The organism is Burkholderia vietnamiensis LMG 10929 (assembly GCF_000959445.1).
GTDB classification, from domain to species: Bacteria; Pseudomonadota; Gammaproteobacteria; order Burkholderiales; family Burkholderiaceae; genus Burkholderia; species Burkholderia vietnamiensis.
Window position 1 is genome coordinate 3,037,879 of record NZ_CP009631.1, and the last position, 16,439, is coordinate 3,054,317.

19 protein-coding genes, 5 tRNA genes, 1 pseudogene and 1 other annotated feature are annotated in these 16,439 nt (G+C 63.2%); of the genes and pseudogenes, 10 read left to right on the forward strand and 15 right to left on the reverse strand.

What is annotated here, in order from left to right:
• Window positions 1–196 precede the first annotated feature (196 nt).
• From AK36_RS23575 to AK36_RS23585, 3 genes are read left to right on the forward strand one after another with little or no spacing between them, the layout of a single operon-like run.
• Entirely contained in the window at window positions 197–841 is a 645-nt protein-coding gene (locus AK36_RS23575) for an SCO family protein (RefSeq protein WP_045579315.1), read from the forward strand.
• Window positions 842–848: 7 nt separating this feature from the next.
• Window positions 849–1,295 (forward strand): copper chaperone PCu(A)C, encoded by a 447-nt coding sequence (locus tag AK36_RS23580; RefSeq protein WP_011883988.1) that lies wholly within the window; start codon window positions 849–851, stop codon window positions 1,293–1,295.
• Between the two features lie 10 nt (window positions 1,296–1,305).
• Window positions 1,306–2,178, forward strand: a complete 873-nt coding sequence (locus tag AK36_RS23585; RefSeq protein ID WP_011883987.1) for a cytochrome c oxidase assembly protein — start codon at window positions 1,306–1,308, stop codon at window positions 2,176–2,178.
• Window positions 2,179–2,200: 22 nt separating this feature from the next.
• On the opposite strand, the gene AK36_RS23590 is transcribed toward AK36_RS23585, so the two are convergent.
• Entirely contained in the window at window positions 2,201–2,692 is a 492-nt protein-coding gene (locus tag AK36_RS23590; RefSeq protein ID WP_011883986.1) for a GNAT family N-acetyltransferase, read from the reverse strand.
• A gap of 131 nt (window positions 2,693–2,823) precedes the next feature.
• On the reverse strand, window positions 2,824–3,690 hold the full coding sequence (locus AK36_RS23595; protein WP_045579316.1) for a pirin family protein: 867 nt from the start codon (window positions 3,688–3,690) through the stop codon (window positions 2,824–2,826).
• 110 nt (window positions 3,691–3,800) lie between these two features.
• Between AK36_RS23595 and AK36_RS23600 the strand changes: the two genes are divergently transcribed.
• Both AK36_RS23600 and AK36_RS23605 read left to right on the forward strand, forming a co-directional pair.
• On the forward strand, window positions 3,801–4,718 hold the full coding sequence (locus tag AK36_RS23600; RefSeq protein ID WP_011883984.1) for a LysR family transcriptional regulator: 918 nt from the start codon (window positions 3,801–3,803) through the stop codon (window positions 4,716–4,718).
• Window positions 4,719–4,876: 158 nt separating this feature from the next.
• Complete coding sequence (locus tag AK36_RS23605; RefSeq protein ID WP_034194211.1) at window positions 4,877–5,389, forward strand: GAF domain-containing protein; 513 nt, start codon at window positions 4,877–4,879, stop codon at window positions 5,387–5,389.
• Between the two features lie 126 nt (window positions 5,390–5,515).
• Here the strand turns inward: AK36_RS23605 and map are convergent, their stop codons facing one another.
• Together map and AK36_RS23615 are read right to left on the reverse strand one after the other, a co-directional pair.
• Entirely contained in the window at window positions 5,516–6,322 is an 807-nt protein-coding gene (gene map / locus AK36_RS23610; protein WP_014722738.1) for a type I methionyl aminopeptidase, read from the reverse strand.
• Entirely contained in the window at window positions 6,322–6,558 is a 237-nt protein-coding gene (locus AK36_RS23615) for a ParD-like family protein (RefSeq protein WP_014722737.1), read from the reverse strand. Before AK36_RS23615 ends, map begins: the two co-directional genes overlap by 1 nt.
• A gap of 149 nt (window positions 6,559–6,707) precedes the next feature.
• Here AK36_RS23615 and AK36_RS23620 point away from each other — a divergent pair, with 149 nt between their 5' ends.
• Together AK36_RS23620 and AK36_RS23625 are read left to right on the forward strand one after the other, a co-directional pair.
• Entirely contained in the window at window positions 6,708–7,373 is a 666-nt protein-coding gene (locus AK36_RS23620; RefSeq protein WP_045579499.1) for a helix-turn-helix domain-containing protein, read from the forward strand.
• Window positions 7,370–7,918 carry a GNAT family N-acetyltransferase gene (locus tag AK36_RS23625; protein WP_011883979.1) on the forward strand — a complete coding sequence of 183 codons (549 nt, stop codon included), beginning with the start codon at window positions 7,370–7,372 and terminating at the stop codon, window positions 7,916–7,918. Before AK36_RS23620 ends, AK36_RS23625 begins: the two co-directional genes overlap by 4 nt.
• Before the next feature lie 91 nt (window positions 7,919–8,009).
• Here AK36_RS23625 and AK36_RS33610 read toward each other — a convergent pair.
• A tRNA-Ser gene (locus AK36_RS33610) sits at window positions 8,010–8,118 on the reverse strand.
• A gap of 79 nt (window positions 8,119–8,197) precedes the next feature.
• Between AK36_RS33610 and AK36_RS33330 the strand changes: the two genes are divergently transcribed.
• Window positions 8,198–8,416 (forward strand): hypothetical protein, encoded by a 219-nt coding sequence (locus AK36_RS33330; protein WP_144410675.1) that lies wholly within the window; start codon window positions 8,198–8,200, stop codon window positions 8,414–8,416.
• On the opposite strand, the gene AK36_RS23630 is transcribed toward AK36_RS33330, so the two are convergent.
• A protein-coding gene (locus AK36_RS23630) for an IS3 family transposase (RefSeq protein ID WP_106919311.1) occupies window positions 8,408–9,645 on the reverse strand; the annotation gives its coding sequence in 2 pieces (ribosomal slippage) (window positions 8,408–9,354 and window positions 9,354–9,645; 1,239 coding nt in all). The genes AK36_RS33330 and AK36_RS23630 overlap by 9 nt on opposite strands.
• Window positions 9,248–9,364: a sequence feature (AL1L pseudoknot), on the reverse strand. Its footprint overlaps the gene before it by 117 nt.
• A 146-nt stretch (window positions 9,646–9,791) precedes the next feature.
• Between AK36_RS23630 and AK36_RS23640 the strand changes: the two genes are divergently transcribed.
• Window positions 9,792–10,169, forward strand: a complete 378-nt coding sequence (locus AK36_RS23640; RefSeq protein ID WP_226111650.1) for a DUF2513 domain-containing protein — start codon at window positions 9,792–9,794, stop codon at window positions 10,167–10,169.
• 379 nt (window positions 10,170–10,548) lie between these two features.
• Here AK36_RS23640 and AK36_RS31735 read toward each other — a convergent pair whose 3' ends face one another.
• On the reverse strand, window positions 10,549–11,349 hold the full coding sequence (locus tag AK36_RS31735) for an FkbM family methyltransferase (protein ID WP_224383374.1): 801 nt from the start codon (window positions 11,347–11,349) through the stop codon (window positions 10,549–10,551).
• A 226-nt stretch (window positions 11,350–11,575) separates the two neighbouring features.
• Window positions 11,576–12,160, reverse strand: a complete 585-nt coding sequence (locus AK36_RS33335) for a hypothetical protein (RefSeq protein ID WP_126220090.1) — start codon at window positions 12,158–12,160, stop codon at window positions 11,576–11,578.
• Between the two features lie 241 nt (window positions 12,161–12,401).
• Between AK36_RS33335 and AK36_RS31740 the strand changes: the two are divergent.
• Window positions 12,402–12,594: pseudogene (locus AK36_RS31740) on the forward strand (transposase); the annotation flags it as partial.
• On the opposite strand, the gene AK36_RS33835 reads toward AK36_RS31740, so the two are convergent.
• The 7 genes from AK36_RS33835 to uvrC all read right to left on the reverse strand — a co-directional run bounded on the left by AK36_RS33835 (window position 12,559) and on the right by uvrC (window position 16,424).
• A complete protein-coding gene (locus AK36_RS33835) occupies window positions 12,559–12,840 on the reverse strand; it encodes a hypothetical protein (protein WP_162486634.1) in 282 nt (93 codons plus the stop codon). The pseudogene AK36_RS31740 and the gene AK36_RS33835 overlap by 36 nt on opposite strands.
• Window positions 12,841–13,014: 174 nt before the next feature.
• A tRNA-Cys gene (locus AK36_RS23645) sits at window positions 13,015–13,088 on the reverse strand.
• A gap of 100 nt (window positions 13,089–13,188) precedes the next feature.
• A tRNA-Gly gene (locus AK36_RS23650) sits at window positions 13,189–13,264 on the reverse strand.
• Window positions 13,265–13,315: 51 nt separating this feature from the next.
• Window positions 13,316–13,391: transfer RNA gene (locus AK36_RS23655), tRNA-Gly, on the reverse strand.
• Window positions 13,392–13,442: 51 nt separating this feature from the next.
• Window positions 13,443–13,518, reverse strand: a tRNA-Gly gene (locus AK36_RS23660).
• A 155-nt stretch (window positions 13,519–13,673) separates the two neighbouring features.
• Entirely contained in the window at window positions 13,674–14,261 is a 588-nt protein-coding gene (pgsA, locus tag AK36_RS23665; protein ID WP_011883978.1) for a CDP-diacylglycerol--glycerol-3-phosphate 3-phosphatidyltransferase, read from the reverse strand.
• A 111-nt stretch (window positions 14,262–14,372) separates the two neighbouring features.
• The gene (gene uvrC, locus AK36_RS23670; RefSeq protein ID WP_011883977.1) at window positions 14,373–16,424 is read right to left on the reverse strand and encodes an excinuclease ABC subunit UvrC; all 2,052 of its coding nucleotides are present in this window, start codon (window positions 16,422–16,424) and stop codon (window positions 14,373–14,375) included.
• Window positions 16,425–16,439: the final 15 nt, after the last annotated feature.

Below are 16,439 nucleotides of genomic sequence, written 5' to 3' on the forward strand. Positions count from 1 at the left end.
CGCCTGCGTACCGAGATGGGCGAAACCGGCCGCCGCGCGCCGCCCGCGCCGCCGCTGCGACATATTGCCCCGCCCCGCGCGACCGCAGGGATTTCGAAAGCGCGCAGGCGCGGGAATTGCGTTACAGTCGGCAACCGCCGGTCGCGCGCCCCAGTGCGGCGCGACCGACGTCATTCCGTCCGATTCGAGTCCCAGGATGTCGCTTGCCCGTCCCGCGCCGCGCCGGCGCCGCCCCAGCTTCAACCGTTTCGCGCGCATGGCCGCGGCAATGGCCGTTGCCGTCGCGCTCGCCGCGTGCACGCGCGACGAGCCGGGCTGGCACCTGGCCAACGTCACCGGCCATCTGCCCGACCTGTCGTTCACGCTGACCGGCGGCGACGGCCGGCCCGTCGACGCGAGCGCGTTCCGCGGCCGCGTCGCGCTCGTCTACTTCGGCTACACGCACTGTCCCGACGTCTGTCCCGAGACGATGGCGCGGCTGATGGAAGTGCTCGCGAAGCTCGGCCCGCGCGCGAACGACGTGCGCATCCTGTTCGTGTCGGTCGATCCCGCGCGCGACACGCCGCAGGCGCTGCAGTCGTACGTCGCCGCGTTCGACGCCGCGCACGCGCGCGGCCTGACCGGCAGCGACGGCCAGATCGAATCGCTCGCGAAGCGCTACCGCGTCGCGTACCAGATGGAACAACGCGATCCGTCCGGCGGCTACGAGGTCACGCACAGCTCGGCCGTCTACATCTTCGACGCCCACGGCCGCGCGCGCCTGCTCGCGACCGACGGCGACTCGCCGGACGCCATCGCCGCCGACGTGCGGCGGATCATCGACACTGCCCCCACCACGTGAACCAGACATGAAGCCGAAAACGATCCTCAAGACGTTCGCCGCCCTCGCCGCGCTGTGCGCCGGCGCACACGCCTATGCGGCCGGTGCGATCACCGCGCAGAACGCATGGGTACGCTGGCTGCCGAACCAGCTGCCCGCCGGCGGCTACGTGACGCTCGTGAACACCGGCGACAAGCCGGTCGATCTCGTCGACGTCGACAGCCCCGACTACGGGATGGCGATGCTGCACCAGACGGTGTCGAACGGCTCGACGCAGAAGATGGAAATGGTCGACAAGCTGACGATCCCCGCGCGCGGCAAGGTCGACATCGCACCGGGCGGCTACCACTTCATGCTCGAGGAGCCGAAGCACGCGATCAAGCCGGGCGACACGGTGCGCCTGCGCCTGAAATTCTCCGACGGCGAAACCGTCGACGCGCCGTTTGCGGTGAAGTCGCCGGCCCAGGCGAAGTGATGCGCGTGCGATGAACGTCCTGTACTGGCTCGATCCGTGGGAACCGTCGCCGACCGTGGTGATCGCGGTGCTGACGGCCGCCGTGCTGTTCGCGCGCGGTGTGAAGAAGGCGAAGGTGTCGCCGCTGCGGCAGTTCTCGTTCTGGCTCGGGCTGACGGCGCTCTACATCGCACTGCATACGCGGCTCGACTATTTCTTCGAGCACGAGTTCTTCATGCACCGCGCGCAGCATCTGGTACTGCATCACCTCGGGCCGTTCTTCATCGCGCTCGCCTATCCGGGCGCGGCGATCCGCGCCGGCATTCCGTTTCGCTGGCGGCAACGCTTCGTGCGCCCCGCGCTCGCATGGGCGCCCGTGCGCGCGGCGCTCGACCTGGTGTTCCATCCGGTCGTGGCCGTCGTGCTGTTCGTCGGGCTGATCTATTTCTGGCTGCTGTCGCCGATCCACTTCGTCGCGATGCTCGACTGGCGTCTGTATCGCGTGATGAACTGGAGCATGGTGATCGACGGGCTGCTGTTCTGGTGGCTCGTCGTCGATCCGCGTCCCGCGCCGCCCGCGCGGCTGTCGCCGGGCCGCCGGATTCTGATCGTCGTCGCCGCCATCCCGCCGCAGATCGCGCTCGGCGCGCTGATCTTCTTCACGCCGCACGAGCTGTATCCGATCTACTCGATCTGCGGGCGCGCCTTCACGTGGCTCAGCCCGTTGCGCGACCAGCAGATCGGCGGCCTGCTGCTGTGGATTCCCGGCTCGATGATGAGCGTGATCGGCGCGCTGATCGCACTGCGGCACTGGATGCGGCTGTCCGCTCGCGGCCGGCTGATCGACGAGCGCGCCGCTGCGCGCAGCGCCGCGCGGCCGGCGGCCACGCGCAACGCCCACTGATCCCGGCACGCCGCGCCGCGCGTCAGCCGCGCGCGCGGGTCATCCACACGTGCGGGATGCCGTCTTCGTCGTGCACGTCGGAGCTCGGCTCAAAGCCGAACGCACCGTAAAAGCGCTGCAGGTGCGCCTGCGCATGCAGGCTCATCTGCGTATCGGGCCACTGCGCGGCGATGTGTTCGAGCGCGCGGGCGAGCAGCGTATTGCCGAGGCCGGCCCCGCGGAACGCGGCGGTCGTCAGTACGCGGCCGATGCGCACGTCGGCATGCTGCGCATCGGGCAGCAGCACGCGCAGATAGCCGGCGACGCGGCCCGCCGCGTCGTACGCGGCCAGGTGCCACGCGGCCTGATCGGCATCGTCGATGTCGCGGTACACGCAGTTCTGCTCGACGACGAACACGGCGCTGCGCGCTTCGAGGATCGAATAGACCTCGCGTGCGCTCAGGGCGTCGAAGGATTTCCAGCGCCAGTCCAGGTCGGCGGCACGCGGGGAGATGGCGGATGCGGAAGCGTTCATGGGCGGTCCTCGGTGCTGTTTCGGGCGCGCCGGTGGGCGCGCGGCAACCGACGATTATGCCGCGAAGCGCGGCCGCTGCGCCCGCGCCGCCGCGCACATGCAAAAAGCCCCGCATTGCGCGGGGCCGTACGTCATGCGGGCATCCGTCCGAAGCGGCCGCTGTTGAAATCGTCGATCGCGGCGCGGATTTCCTCTTGCGAGTTCATCACGAACGGGCCATAGCCGACCACCGGCTCGTCGATCGGCTCGCCGCTGAGGATCAGCAACTTGACGTCGCCGTTCGCCTCGATGTCGACGTCGCTGCCTTCGCGGCCCAATTGCACAAACTGCGCTTCGCGGGCGACCGTCTCGCCGTTCACGAGCACCGTGCCGCTCAGCACGACCACGGCGAGCGTGCGGCCTTCGGCGATCGGGAACCGCGCACGGCCGCCGGCGGCAAGCCGCACGTCCCAGACGTCGATCGGCGTGTGCGTGCCGGCCGGGCCGCGCCGCCCGTCGAACTCGCCGGCGATGATCCGCGCGCGGCCCGCGCCGTCCGGCAACTCGACGACCGGGATGTCCGCGTTCAGCAGCGTTTGATAGCCGGGCTCGCCCATCTTGTCGGCGGCGGGCAGGTTCACCCACAGCTGCACCATCTCGAGCGGGCCGCCGCGCTTCGTGAACGCTTCCGAGTGGAATTCCTCGTGCAGGATCCCGCTCGCGGCCGTCATCCATTGCACGTCGCCGGGGCCGATCACGCCGCCCGCGCCGGTCGAGTCGCGGTGCGCGACTTCGCCGTCGTAGACGATCGTCACCGTTTCGAAGCCGCGGTGCGGATGCTGGCCGACCCCGCGCGGCGCCGCCGCCGGCTCGAAATTCGCGGGGCCCGCATAGTCGAGCAGCAGGAACGGGCTCAGATGGGCGCCGTGCGACTGATAGCTGAACATCGAACGCACCGGGAAACCGTCGCCGACCCAATGGCCGCGCGGCGCGCTGTAGACGCCACGGATCTTCTTCATTTGCCTTCTCCGAATTGCGGCGAAACACGTGTTTCGCATCCTGACGATCAATATAGAGATGGAACGATCGATTCGGTAGACTCGCAAAATCGCACTCAGCGTTCCATTTGATGAACGATCAACAGCGAGATCTCAACGATCTCTATTACTTCGTGCAGGTGGTCGAGCACGGCGGGTTCGCGCCGGCCGGGCGCGCGCTGAACATGCCGAAGTCGAAGCTGAGCCGGCGCGTCGCGCTGCTCGAGGCGCGCCTCGGGATGCGGCTGATTCAGCGCTCGACGCGCCGCTTCACCGTCACCGACGTCGGCCAGACGTACTACGCGCATTGCCGCGCGATGCTCGTCGAGGCCGACGCCGCCGACGAGGCGATCGCATTGCTGCACGAGGAGCCGCGCGGCATCGTGCGGGTCAGCTGCCCCGTCGCGCTGCTCGACTCGCTGGCGGGCGCGATGATCGCCGCGTTCATGGTCGCGTGCCCGCACGTCGAGATTCATCTCGAAGCGACGAACCGGCGCGTCGACGTGGTCGGAGAAGGGATCGACGTCGCGATTCGCGTGCGTCCGCCGCCGCTCGAGGACAGCGATCTCGCGCTGCGCGTGCTGGCCGAGCGCGGGCAATGCCTGGTCGCGAGCCCCGCGTTGTTGCGCGAACACGGCGCGCCGGCCGTTCCGGCCGACCTGACCCGCATGCCGAGCCTCGACCACGGCCTGCCGCAGGCCGCGCACGTGTGGCGGCTGCGCGGCCCGGACCAGGCGCATGCGGAGATCCACCATCAGCCGCGGCTCGTGACGGGCGGCATGCTGGCGTTGCGGGCCGCGGCGGTCGCGGGCGTCGGCGTCGTGCAGTTGCCGACGATGATGGTGCGCGACGAACTCGCGCGCGGCGAACTGGTGAACGTGCTGCCCGACTGGGCGCCGCGCCGCGAGATCGTGCACGCGGTGTTCGCGTCGCGGCGCGGGCTGCTGCCGGGCGTGCGCGCGCTGCTCGACTTCCTGGCTGCGCGGTTCGCGGAGCTAGAACCCGATTGAGCGGGGTTGCCGGTGCACGCGCCGGTTCGACGCGATGGCCGGGAGCGACAGTGACGGCGGCGAATCACGCGCTGCAAATGCGCGGCGCGTGCCGTAGACTGCGGGGCCGGCATCGCGCATCGCGCGTACCCCCTTACTCTTTTCTCTGCACTTCAGCCATGTTCACGCTGTCCACCGACCCTCACGCCTCCAAGGCCGAACTGTATGCGACGCTCGCCGAGCAGGCCCGCTCGCTCGTCGAATCGGAGCCGGACCTGATCGCAAACGCCGCGAATTTCTCCGCGCTCGTCTATCACTCGCTCGATCGTCTGAACTGGGCCGGCTTCTATTTCTTCGACGGGACGGAGCTGGTGGTCGGCCCGTTCCAGGGCAAGCCGGCCTGCGTGCGCATCGCGCTCGGCAAGGGCGTGTGCGGCACGGCGGCGCAGACGCGCCAAACGCAGGTCGTGCGCGACGTGCATGCGTTCCCCGGCCATATCGCGTGCGATGCCGCGTCGGAGTCGGAAATCGTCGTGCCGCTGGTAGCGGCAGACGGCACGCTGATCGGCGTGTGGGACGTCGACAGCCCGGTCGCCGCACGTTTCGACGACGAGGACCGCAGCGGGATGGAGGCGCTGTGCCGCGTGTTCGTCGAACACGCGTGGCAAAAGGCGCGCGAGCGAGCAGCGTGATGCTGCGGGTAGCAACCACGCCGGTGGCGTGAGCAGCGCAAGCGTCAGCCTAGGCGCAAGCGCTAGGCGCAAGCCCAAATGAAACGAGCCCCGGACCGGGGCTCGTCGTCGTTGGCGGCGTGCGCGTCAGGCCGCCTGCGTGCCGGTCAGCGCGGCGAACGCGTGCGGCTTCACGTCGTCGGTCAGCACGTCGACGCCCTGCTCCGTCACCACGACCATGTGCTCCCACTGCGCGGACAGCGAATGGTCCTTCGTGACGACCGTCCAGCCGTCGGCCAGCACGCGCGTGTCGCGCTTGCCCGCGTTGAGCATCGGCTCGATCGTGAAGATCATCCCGGGGCGCAGCGGCACGCCGGTGCCGGGGCGGCCGTAGTGCAGCACCTGCGGCTCGTCGTGATACACGTCGCCGATTCCGTGCCCGCAGTATTCGCGCACAACGCTGAAGCCTTCGCGATGCGCGACCTGCTGGATCGCATAGCCGACGTCGCCGAGCGTCGCGCCCGGACGCACCGCGCGAATGCCCGCGTGCATCGCCTCGTAGGTGGCCGCCACCAGACGCCGCGCGAGTTCGCCGGGCTCGCCGACGAAGTACATGCGGCTCGTGTCGCCGAACCAGCCGTCCTTGATCACCGCGATGTCGAGGTTCACGATGTCGCCGTCGCGCATCGGCCGCGACGACGGGATGCCGTGACAGACCACGTGGTTGACCGACGTGCACAGCGTCTTCGGATAGCCGTGATAGCCGATGTTGGCTGGAATCGCGCGCAGTTCGTCGATGATGTATTCGCGGCAGCGCGCGTCGAGCTCGTCGGTCGTGACGCCCGGCTTCACGTAGTCGGTGATCATCGTCAGCACTTGCGACGCGAGCTTCGCGGCTTCGCGCGACTTCGCGATGTCGGCGGCGCCGCGGATGGGAATGTCGCGCTTCGCCATTACGCCACCTGCTCGATGTCGCGAGCGGCCGGCTGCGCCGTACCGGCGTCGCCGCCGCGCGCCTCGGATTCGATCAGCATCCGGCAGATATCGCCATAGGACAGCGACGGATTGAGTTCCGCGAGCATGCCCACGCGCAGCCAGTGCTCGGCCTGCGCGTTGATCGACCGGCTCAGCGCGGTGCTGGTCGAGCGCAGCCGTTCGTGCATGTGCTCGGAAATCTTGATGATGCCCATATGGCTCCAATTAAACGAAATGTAGTCGTTTCGTATATTACGCTGGCGCTGCGCGCGGAGCAAGTATTCGGGCGGACTGCGAATCGGGAGTCTGGCAGCCCGTGATTTCGTTGACACCATATTCCAGCTTGATGGAGAATCCGTCCATCATGCAAGAAGCGACTACCCTTCCCGCGCCTGATGCAGGCATCAACGAGCGGATCGCCCGCCGCGTGCGAGACTTGCGCACGTTACGAGGCTACACGCTCGATACGCTTGCCGCGCGCTCCGGCGTGAGCCGTTCGATGATCTCGCTCATCGAGCGCGCGTCGGCCAGCCCGACGGCCGTCGTCCTCGACAAGCTCGCGGCCGGGTTGGGCGTGTCGCTGGCGGCGCTGTTCGGCGGCGAGCGCGACGACGCGCCCGCGCAGCCGCTGGTCAAGCGCGCACAGCAAGCGGAATGGCGCGATCCGGCGTCGGGCTATCTGCGGCGCAATCTGTCGCCGCCCGGCTGGCCGTCGCCGCTCCAGCTCGTCGAAGTCGATTTCCCGCCCGGCGCGCGCGTCGCGTACGACACGGGCGGCCGCGACAGCGCGCTGCATCAGCAGGTATGGGTGCTCGGCGGACGCGTCGACGTCACGTTGGGCGACGCGCTCCACGAGCTTCACGAAGGCGACTGTCTCGCGATGCGCGTCGATCAACCGCTGATTTTCAGCAATCCGACGGCGCAAGGCGCGCGCTATGTCGTCGCGATCTGCGATGTCTCCGCCGCGGTCGGCATGCGCGGCGCGGCATCCGTTCAAAGCCGGAGCCGACCGGTGCAGGAGTCCACATGAATTCGCCGAACACGCACGACGACGTGCGCCTGATCGATTGCAACGAGGCCGAGCATGCGGCGGCCATCCTCGAGATCCTGAACGACGCGATCGTCAATTCGACCGCGCTGTACGACTATCGGCCGCGGCCGCCGGAGGCGATGGTCACGTGGTTCGCAACGAAGCGCGCGGGCGGTTTTCCGGTGGTCGGCGCGGTCGACGGTTCCGGCACGCTGCTCGGCTTCGCGAGCTGGGGCACGTTCCGCGCGTTTCCGGCGTTCAAGTACACGGTCGAACACAGTGTGTACGTGCATCGCGATCATCGCGGGCGCGGGCTCGGCGAGTTGCTGCTGCGCGAGTTGATCAAGCGTGCGCGCGATGCCGAGGTACACGTGCTGGTCGGCTGCATCGATGCAACCAACGCGGGCAGCGTCGCGCTGCATACGCGTGTCGGCTTCGTGCATTCGGGGACGATCGCCGAAGCGGGATTCAAGTTCGGGCGCTGGCTCGACGCGGCGTTTTATCAGCTGAAGCTGGACACGCCGATGCAGCCGGTGGATGGGTGAGCGAGGACGCGGATGGTCGCTGAAGATAACGCCGCGCGAGCGCCGGAAAAAGAAAAAGCCCTGATTTCTCAGGGCTTTTTCTCTTCCTACTTGGAGGCGCGAGCCGGAGTCGAACCGGCCTAAACGGCTTTGCAGGCCGTCAGATACTAATATATATCAAACGATTATTGGCAAGGACCACCCAAATTGACCACCGTGTCAATAGCTGACTACCTTGCTCGAAGCCACACCGAGGCAGGTATACGGTAATGTCCTTTACCCGATACAAAGGAGCGACCGATGCTGAACGGCTTGGATAAACTAACACGGCAGCTCGACGAAGCCTCCCGAGCGTTTCAGTCGCTCGATGGTGAGATTGCGAGAGTCCGCGTCGTGCCGGGAGACGAAGAGAGCGTGCAGGCAGCGATTCGTGAAATGGAAGCTGCCGTTGACCAGAAAGCTGCCCAATATCGGGGTGAACCGCACCGGGAATCGTGGAGGCTGGTTGGTTTAAGTTAATGCGGACACGTCAGCGGCATTTCTGAGTTGCCTGTAGTAGTTTGCCTCAGCTTCAGCAGGCGGGATATAGCCGAGCGGTTCCATCAGCCGATGACGGTTGTACCAGGCGACCCATTCCAGCGTTGCCAGTTCGACGGATTCCCTCGTTTTCCAAGGGGCGCGCCGATGAATCAGTTCCGTCTTGTACAGGCCGTTGATCGTCTCGGCCAGCGCATTGTCGTAGCTGTCGCCCCGGCTGCCGACCGACGGCTCGATGCCGGCCTCAGCCAGCCGTTCGCTGTAGCGGATGCTGACGTATTGAGACCCTCTGTCGGAATGATGAATCAAAGTCCCGTCCTCACCCGGTTGGCGGGCGTACAGCGCTTGTTCAAGTGCATCCAGAACGAAGTCCGTGGTCATCGACGAGCTGACGCGCCAGCCAACAATACGGCGGGCAAACACGTCGATCACGAATGCCACGTACAGCCAGCCTTGCCATGTCGAGACATACGTAAAATCCGACACCCAGAGCTGATTCGGTCGGTCAGCCTTGAACTGCCGGTTGACTCGGTCCAGCGGGCGCGGCGCGGTCACCTCGGGAATCGTCGTGCGAACACGCTTACCGCGAACTGCGCCACGCAAGCCCTGCAGTTTCATCAACCGTCCGACCGTGCAGCGTGCCACTGCAATGCCTTCCCGGTTCATCTGCTTCCAGACCTTCGGCACGCCGTAGACCTGCATGTTGGCCTGCCAGACACGCTTGATCTCCGGTTGCAAAAGCTCATCGCGTTTCGCGCGGGCGCAGCGCTTCGACGGATCGCGAAGTTGTGCTGCATGGCGTCGGTAGCCCGACGGGGCAATCCGCAAGACCTTGCAGATCGGCTCGACCCCGAAGGTGTCGCGATGCTGATCAATGAAGGCCTTCAGGACTTGAAACGGCGGTCGAGCTCCGCCTGGGCGAAAAACGCGCTCGCCAGTTTGAGAATCTCATTGGTCCGGCGCAGTTCCTTGACCTCGCGCTCCAAGGCCTTGATGCGTTCACGCTCGGCCGTACTCACGCCATCGCGCTCTCCACGGTCGACCTCGTCGCGCTTAACCCAATCCAACAACGTCTGCGGCGTGCAGCCGATCATCGGCGCAATCGATTCGACTGCCGCCCACATCGACGGGTGCTCGCTACGCTGCTCGCGTACGAGGCGCACTGCGCGCTCTCGGACTTCCGGGGAAAACTTGCTTGGCTTCTTGTTCATGGCTCCATTCTCTCAAGAGTTGGAGCCTCCACAAAACTCGGGGCGGTTCAGGGCAATCGACTGGTGGACCGGGTAGTCGAGCAGCTCAAAGCTAGATATCGCGAACACATCATCGAACGTAGCGAGCGGCAGGCATGAAGCGTGACATGGACCTGATCCGCGAGCTGCTCCTCAAGCTCGAAGCGTTACCCATGCGCATGGGCGGTATCGTCGTCATCCCCCCGGACACCGACGAAATCCAGGTCGATAGCTATACGGTCGAACAGATCGATTACCACCTTTCGTTGATCCGTGAGGCGGGTCTAGTTGAGGCTGGAGGCGCAAGGCCCGCTGTTGGGATCGGCTTTCGCCGCCTAAGCTGGGCCGGGCATGACTTTCTGGATTCGATCCGCAGCCCGGAGGTGTGGGCCAAGACCAAGGCGGGAGCGCTTGCTGCCGGCGGGTTCACGGTTGAATTGCTGGGGGACCTCGCCAAAGGCTTTATCAAGAAGCAGATCGAAGATCGCACGGGGATAAAACTCTGACTTCGCGAAGCCCGATCAGGCCAGAGATGGGTCACAGCTCCCGCAAGGTCACCCCGTAGTTCAGAGGATGGAATGATAAGCGTGATGCTTATCCAGCAAGGATCTCACCCTTTGCTGTAGCGAATCTGTAGCACGTAAAAGGGCCCGCTCGCAGCGGGCTTTCGTGTCTCTGGGCACCCAATCCCACCGTTTGGTTGCAAAGCAACTTGCACCGCCTGATGATGCAGCAGTACCTTCGCCTTATCTGACACGGTCCAGTGCACAAGGCTACGCCGCGAGCTACGCTCACCCTTTTCAGACTCAATCGGTAACTGAGACCAAAGCGACATGACGGATTGGATCGTTTGTGTCTTTTTTACCATCCAAAGCTTCAAAAATATCAATAGCGAACAAATTTCGCAGTACGCCATTGATCGCCATCATCGCATTTCATGTGACCGTCAGATGCCTTGATTTCGTGAAGCCCCTGCATTTCCCCACACTCGGTCGGAACTGCTATCGCATCAAATGACCATAGCCCCTCAAATATATTTTTCTCATTATTTAGGAAATTAAGCCTATTGTACAGAGGCGTAATGTAATACCAAAGTCTATAACCCAACGGGGAAAGCAACTCAAGATATCGCTGCGACTCATCGCCAGTATAGTGATTCAGATATTCGAGATGCAATATTGGTCGATATTTTTCTATGACCTTCAACCCACCACGAAGCACATTTATTTCAAACCCTTCGACATCCGCCTTAAGAAAATCAACACGACAAAAATCAATCGAGTCAAGCCTCTTAAGAGGAATTCTCTCAAACCCGGTGTTCTTCGAATAAACTGAAGTCGCACCAAAATTATTTTGATTTCTCGGATCGATCGCCGGAAAATCAATAGTTCCATCAGTATCGCCAATCGCACATTGATTCGCGCGAACATTTAGGCAGTGATTTATAACCAGATTAGCACAGAGCACTTGAAAAACATGTCGCTGCGGTTCAAACGCAAAAACGACTCCAGAGTCACCAACTGCTTGAGATAACATCACTGTGTGAGAACCTATGTTTGCACCCACCTCAACAACAGTATCTCCTTGCCGGACGATTTGGGAAAACAAAAATGTCTCAGCCTCCGACCATTCTCCATATTTAATCAGGCTTTGCCCAATTGTGTCATCGTTACGATTAAAAATCATCGTACCGTATCGGCATTGCTGAGTAACATATATCATCACAATTCCTTGATTTCTTTACCACACTCAACATGATGGAAACTCCGCGATCAATAGCGGCTGCGCAACATTACCACATCACGACTAAACAAGAAAATGATCGCATGGCGTTAAATTATAGGGAATTTAGCTCACCAATCCAGAAATAAAACCCGAATGACGAGACATCACTCGGGTTCAGATTTAAAATTTACGCAACTTTGATAATTGTCACCGCCCCCTGCAAACTAAGAGTGGCTTTGTTCTGAGCGCCAACCACCTTGGAATAACCAAGCCATACTTTTGTATTGGCTCCCCATCCAAGAGGAGGTATACCCACGAGGTTGATAGTGCCCAAACTCTGGGTTGACTGTGAGCCCAGCACCGGCGATGGAATTGATTGAACCGAATATTGATATACGCCCGGCCATGGATATGCCGTTCCCGCAGCAAATGTGACCTGTGCGGGGATTTGATATGTATCAACCGCACTAGAAACTATGTTTGCGTGTGCAAGGACAACATAGATTCCACCTTGATTGAGCGTAATTGTCCCATCACTATTTGCCGTATACGGAAACCCATTGAAGGCATTACCCAATCGACAATCCACTTGATAGTATGTGCCGTTGTCTATTCCATGCGCCAAATTCGGTTGAGAGGAATTACCAAGCTCGATCGTAAGGCCGGAAACATTCGATGTTGAAGATTGGGCCTTGCTGTCTTTGCTTGCAAGAATACCCAAAGCCAACGGAATTGCCGAAGCAGCAATTAATTTTCTACGATTATTTTCCATGAAAATATAATCTTCTGAAGATTATCAAAACATACCCCGAGATGTGGCCAGCAGAAGTACAGGCGATCGAAATTTCGTGCTCGCTTAATTATCATAAGGATCGGATCACGAAAGTCTGTGAAAGATTGTTAAATTTCAGAGATGATCGGGGACACCGCCCGTTTTGCGCAACTTGTACGATACTGGAGCGGCCCCACGTATCTGAGGACACAAGGACTCTCTTAAAATAAAGGATAGTCTTGTGCCTATCAGTAAGCCTAGTCATTACGTGGAAAGCATCGAAATTCTGACCGAGCCGGAGCGCCGTCGTCGGCGCACGGCGCTAGAAAAAATCGCCATCGTGCAGGAAACATTGGAGCCGGGAGCGTCGGTGTCGGCCGTTGCACGTCGGCACGGCGTCAACGCCAACCAAGTGTTCGGCTGGCGCAAGCGTCGGAATCAGGCACCGATACTCGCCGCAGATACTCGCGAACAGCGTCCAGCGTCGTCGCGATCGCTTCGCGTTGCTCAACAACGTCCGTCGGCACAATGCCGGCATCGAGCAATTGCTCCAGCCGGGCGGCATACGCGTCGCCCTCTTCTTCAGATTGAAACGTCAAGGAAAGCGGCTTTGGGAGAAGCTTCGAACGTCGGATGATGTATTCCCACGTTCCGGAGGGTCGTAGTCGCTTGGTCGCCATGCGCTGACGCGAACCGGCCTATACGGCCAAAGAGCCGACTTAGGCGTGGTTGCGCGTGTTTCTTGAGTGGTTAGAGGCGACTTTGTACCACTCTCGGCGACTTTCTTACAACGATGAAAGTGGAGCGAGAAAAAGAAAAAGCCCTGATTTCTCAGGGCTTTTTCTCTTCCTACTTGGAGGCGCGAGCCGGAGTCGAACCGGCCTAAACGGCTTTGCAGGCCGCTGCATAACCGCTTTGCTATCGCGCCAAAAGCGGACTGTCCGAATACCTGGAAGGCATGCGACAGATTTTTATCCGAGGACCATCGGTCCATCAAATAAAAGGGGAAGCCTTGCTTCCCCGATACCTGGAGCGGGAGACGAGTCTCGAACTCGCGACCTCAACCTTGGCAAGGTTGCGCTCTACCAACTGAGCTACTCCCGCATTGTCCTGCACCAGCAGCGCTTTGCCATTCAACACGCTGCCAGAAAAATCTGGAGCGGGAGACGAGTCTCGAACTCGCGACCTCAACCTTGGCAAGGTTGCGCTCTACCAACTGAGCTACTCCCGCGTTGTCCTGCACCAGCAGCGCTTCGCCATTCAACACGCTGCCGAAAAAATCTGGAGCGGGAGACGAGTCTCGAACTCGCGACCTCAACCTTGGCAAGGTTGCGCTCTACCAACTGAGCTACTCCCGCGTATTGCTGCGCTACTGCTTTCCGTCACACGCTTACTTCGTCGTGCAGCGGAGAAGCGAGATTATGTCGAAGGCACTTTCATGTGTCAAGGGCTTTTCGCGCCCTTTTTCCAAAAACCTTCGGCACCGACACCGCAAGCAGCCGCTACCAAGCCCTTACGCGCCGCCGCGCTCGCGAATCTGCGGCCACGCGAGCTTCATGTAGTACAGCATCGACCAGATCGTCAGCACCGCCGCCAGATACATCAGCCATTCGCCCCACACGCGCGTGTCGATCGTCGCGACGCCGAGCGGCAGCGGCCCGTAGTACAGCAGCATCGGGATCGCGACCATCTGGCATGCGGTCTTGAACTTGCCGAGCTGGTTCACCGCGACGCTCTTCGACGCGCCGATCTGCGCCATCCACTCGCGCAGCGCCGAGATCGCGATCTCGCGGCCGACGATCACCAGCGCGATCGCCGCGTCGACCCGCGCGATCTGCACGAGGATCAGCAGCGCGGCGGTGACCATCAGCTTGTCCGCGACCGGGTCGAGGAACGCGCCGAACGACGACGTCTGGTTCCACTTGCGCGCGAGAAAGCCGTCGAACCAGTCGGTCAGCGCCGCCAGGATGAATATCGCCGCCGCCGCGAGGTTGCGGTGCGCGCCGCCCATCACCGTGTCCGGCAGATAGAACACGCCGACGACGAGCGGAATCAGCACGATCCGGACCCACGTCAGGAAAATCGGGAAGTTGAACGGCATGGCATGCGGGTCAGTAAAGGATTCGCAATTGTGCCGTGTCGACCGGCCTGCCACAAGAACGCGCGATCGCAACGCGGGATCGCAGGCCCGAGCGGCCGGTCGCACGGCCCGTCAATGAAGCTGCTTGTAGATCTGTTCGGCGAGTGCGTGCGAGATCCCGTCGACGCTCGCCAGCTCCTCGACGCTGGCGGCGACCACGCCGCGCAGTCCGCCGAACCGCGCGAGCAGCCGCTGGCGCCGCTTCGCGCCGACGCCGTCGAGCTCCTCGAGCCGCGACGTCTGGCGCGCCTTCGCGCGCTTCGCGCGCATCCCGGTGATCGCGAAGCGGTGCGCCTCGTCGCGGATCTGCGCAACCAGCATCAGCGCCGCGCTCTCCTTGCCGAGCTCGAGCGGCGTGCGGCCGTCCGCGAACACGAGCGTCTCGAGGCCGACCTTGCGCCCTTCCCCTTTCGCGACGCCGACCAGCATCGACGTATCGAGCCCCAGTTCGGTGAACACCTGCCGCGCGATCTCGACCTGCCCCTTGCCGCCGTCGATCAGCACGATGTTCGGCAACAGGCTCGACGCCTCGGCCTGCCGCGTCGATTCGCCGTCGATGCCGGTCGCGGCGTCGGCGGCGGCCGCCTGCGCGGCCAGCTCGACCATCTTCTCGTAGCGGCGCGTCAATACCTGCCGCATGGCCGCATAGTCGTCGCCCGGCGTGATGCCGGCGATGTTGTAGCGACGGTACTCGCCCGACTGCATCTTGTGATGGTGATAGACGACGCACGACGCCTGCGTCGCCTCGCCCATCGTATGGCTGATGTCGAAGCACTCGATGCGCAGCGTCGCGAGATCGTCGCATTCGAGGCCGAGCGTCTCGGCGAGTGCGCGGGTACGCGCCTGCTGCGAGCCCTGCTCGGACAGCAGTCGCGCGAGCGCGATCCGGGCGTTCTGCTCGGCCATCGTCAGCCACGCGCGCCGCTGCCCCTGCGGCTGCCGCACCAGCGATACCTTGTGGCCGGCCTGCTCGGACAGCAGCTCGAGCAGGTCGCGGCTCGCGGGCGCATGGCTGACGACCAGCACCGGCGGCACGCGGTTGCCCAGATAGTGCTGCGAGATGAATGCATCGAGCACCTCCGCCTCGACGGACGCGCCGGCACCGGCGCCGGCGACGCGGGCAGCCGCCCCCCCGTCGCCGTCGCCCTCGCCTTCCACCGGCTGGTCCGGCATCGCGGCGGCGGCATCGTCGACGCCATCGGCCTCGTCGCCTAGCCCGCCTTCCGCGAGCGTCAGCGCGCTTTCGACGTGCGTCGGGAAATACGCCTTGTCGCCAAGATGGCGGCCGCCGCGCACCATCGCGAGGTTCACGCACACGCGCCCGCCCTGCGCGACGACGGCCAGGATGTCGACGTCGCTGTCGCCGCCGACCTCGATCGCCTGCTGGTGCAGCACCGTCGCGAGCGAGCTCATCTGGTTGCGCACGGCCGCCGCCTGCTCGAACTTCAGCTCGGCCGCGAACGCGTGCATCTTCTGCTCGAGTTCGTTCATCACCTCGGACTGCCGCCCGAGCAGGAAGCGCGCGGCGTTCGACACGTCGATCGCGTAGTCGTCCTCGGTGATCGCGCCGACGCACGGCGCCGTGCAACGCCCGATCTGATGCAGCAGACACGGCCGCGTACGGTTGTTGAACACCGAATCCTCGCAGGTGCGCAACTGGAACACGCGCTGCAGGATCTGGATGCTCTCGCGCACCGCCCACGCACTCGGGAACGGCCCGAAATACTGGTTCTGCTTGTCGACCGAGCCGCGGTAATACGCCATGCGCGGAAAGCGGTGCGCGGTGAGCTTCAGGTACGGATACGACTTGTCGTCGCGAAACAGGATGTTGTAGCGCGGCGCGAGCGCCTTGATCAGGTTGTTCTCGAGCAGCAGCGCCTCGGCCTCCGAGCGCGTGACGGTCGTCTCGATGCGCGCGATGCGCGTGACCATCATCGCGATGCGCGGCGACAGCTGCGTTTTCGTGAAGTAGCTCGACACGCGCTTCTTCAGGTCGCGCGCCTTGCCGACGTAAAGCACGGCGCCCGTTGCGTCGTAATAGCGGTAGACGCCCGGCATGTGCGGCAATTGCGCGAGGATCTTCTTCGGTTCGAACGGAGTATCGGCGGCTTCTGGGGATGTCATGCGTGATCCGGTGCC

What these genes read in the sequence shown, in the direction of transcription:
- AK36_RS33335 (WP_126220090.1), bottom strand. Translation starts at nt 12,160, where the DNA reads ATGGAAAATAATCGTAGAAAATTAATTGCTGCTTCGGCAATTCCGTTG.
- AK36_RS33330 (WP_144410675.1), top strand. Translation starts at nt 8,198, where the DNA reads ATGCTGAACGGCTTGGATAAACTAACACGGCAGCTCGACGAAGCCTCC.
- AK36_RS23590 (WP_011883986.1), bottom strand. Translation starts at nt 2,692, where the DNA reads ATGAACGCTTCCGCATCCGCCATCTCCCCGCGTGCCGCCGACCTGGAC.
- AK36_RS23595 (WP_045579316.1), bottom strand. Translation starts at nt 3,690, where the DNA reads ATGAAGAAGATCCGTGGCGTCTACAGCGCGCCGCGCGGCCATTGGGTC.
- AK36_RS23620 (WP_045579499.1), top strand. Translation starts at nt 6,708, where the DNA reads ATGCAAGAAGCGACTACCCTTCCCGCGCCTGATGCAGGCATCAACGAG.
- AK36_RS23575 (WP_045579315.1), top strand. Translation starts at nt 197, where the DNA reads ATGTCGCTTGCCCGTCCCGCGCCGCGCCGGCGCCGCCCCAGCTTCAAC.
- AK36_RS23600 (WP_011883984.1), top strand. Translation starts at nt 3,801, where the DNA reads ATGAACGATCAACAGCGAGATCTCAACGATCTCTATTACTTCGTGCAG.
- uvrC (WP_011883977.1), bottom strand. Translation starts at nt 16,424, where the DNA reads ATGACATCCCCAGAAGCCGCCGATACTCCGTTCGAACCGAAGAAGATC.
- pgsA (WP_011883978.1), bottom strand. Translation starts at nt 14,261, where the DNA reads ATGCCGTTCAACTTCCCGATTTTCCTGACGTGGGTCCGGATCGTGCTG.
- AK36_RS23585 (WP_011883987.1), top strand. Translation starts at nt 1,306, where the DNA reads ATGAACGTCCTGTACTGGCTCGATCCGTGGGAACCGTCGCCGACCGTG.
- map (WP_014722738.1), bottom strand. Translation starts at nt 6,322, where the DNA reads ATGGCGAAGCGCGACATTCCCATCCGCGGCGCCGCCGACATCGCGAAG.
- AK36_RS33835 (WP_162486634.1), bottom strand. Translation starts at nt 12,840, where the DNA reads ATGGCGACCAAGCGACTACGACCCTCCGGAACGTGGGAATACATCATC.
- AK36_RS31735 (WP_224383374.1), bottom strand. Translation starts at nt 11,349, where the DNA reads ATGATTTTTAATCGTAACGATGACACAATTGGGCAAAGCCTGATTAAA.
- AK36_RS23605 (WP_034194211.1), top strand. Translation starts at nt 4,877, where the DNA reads ATGTTCACGCTGTCCACCGACCCTCACGCCTCCAAGGCCGAACTGTAT.
- AK36_RS23640 (WP_226111650.1), top strand. Translation starts at nt 9,792, where the DNA reads ATGGACCTGATCCGCGAGCTGCTCCTCAAGCTCGAAGCGTTACCCATG.
- AK36_RS23580 (WP_011883988.1), top strand. Translation starts at nt 849, where the DNA reads ATGAAGCCGAAAACGATCCTCAAGACGTTCGCCGCCCTCGCCGCGCTG.
- AK36_RS23625 (WP_011883979.1), top strand. Translation starts at nt 7,370, where the DNA reads ATGAATTCGCCGAACACGCACGACGACGTGCGCCTGATCGATTGCAAC.
- AK36_RS23615 (WP_014722737.1), bottom strand. Translation starts at nt 6,558, where the DNA reads ATGGGCATCATCAAGATTTCCGAGCACATGCACGAACGGCTGCGCTCG.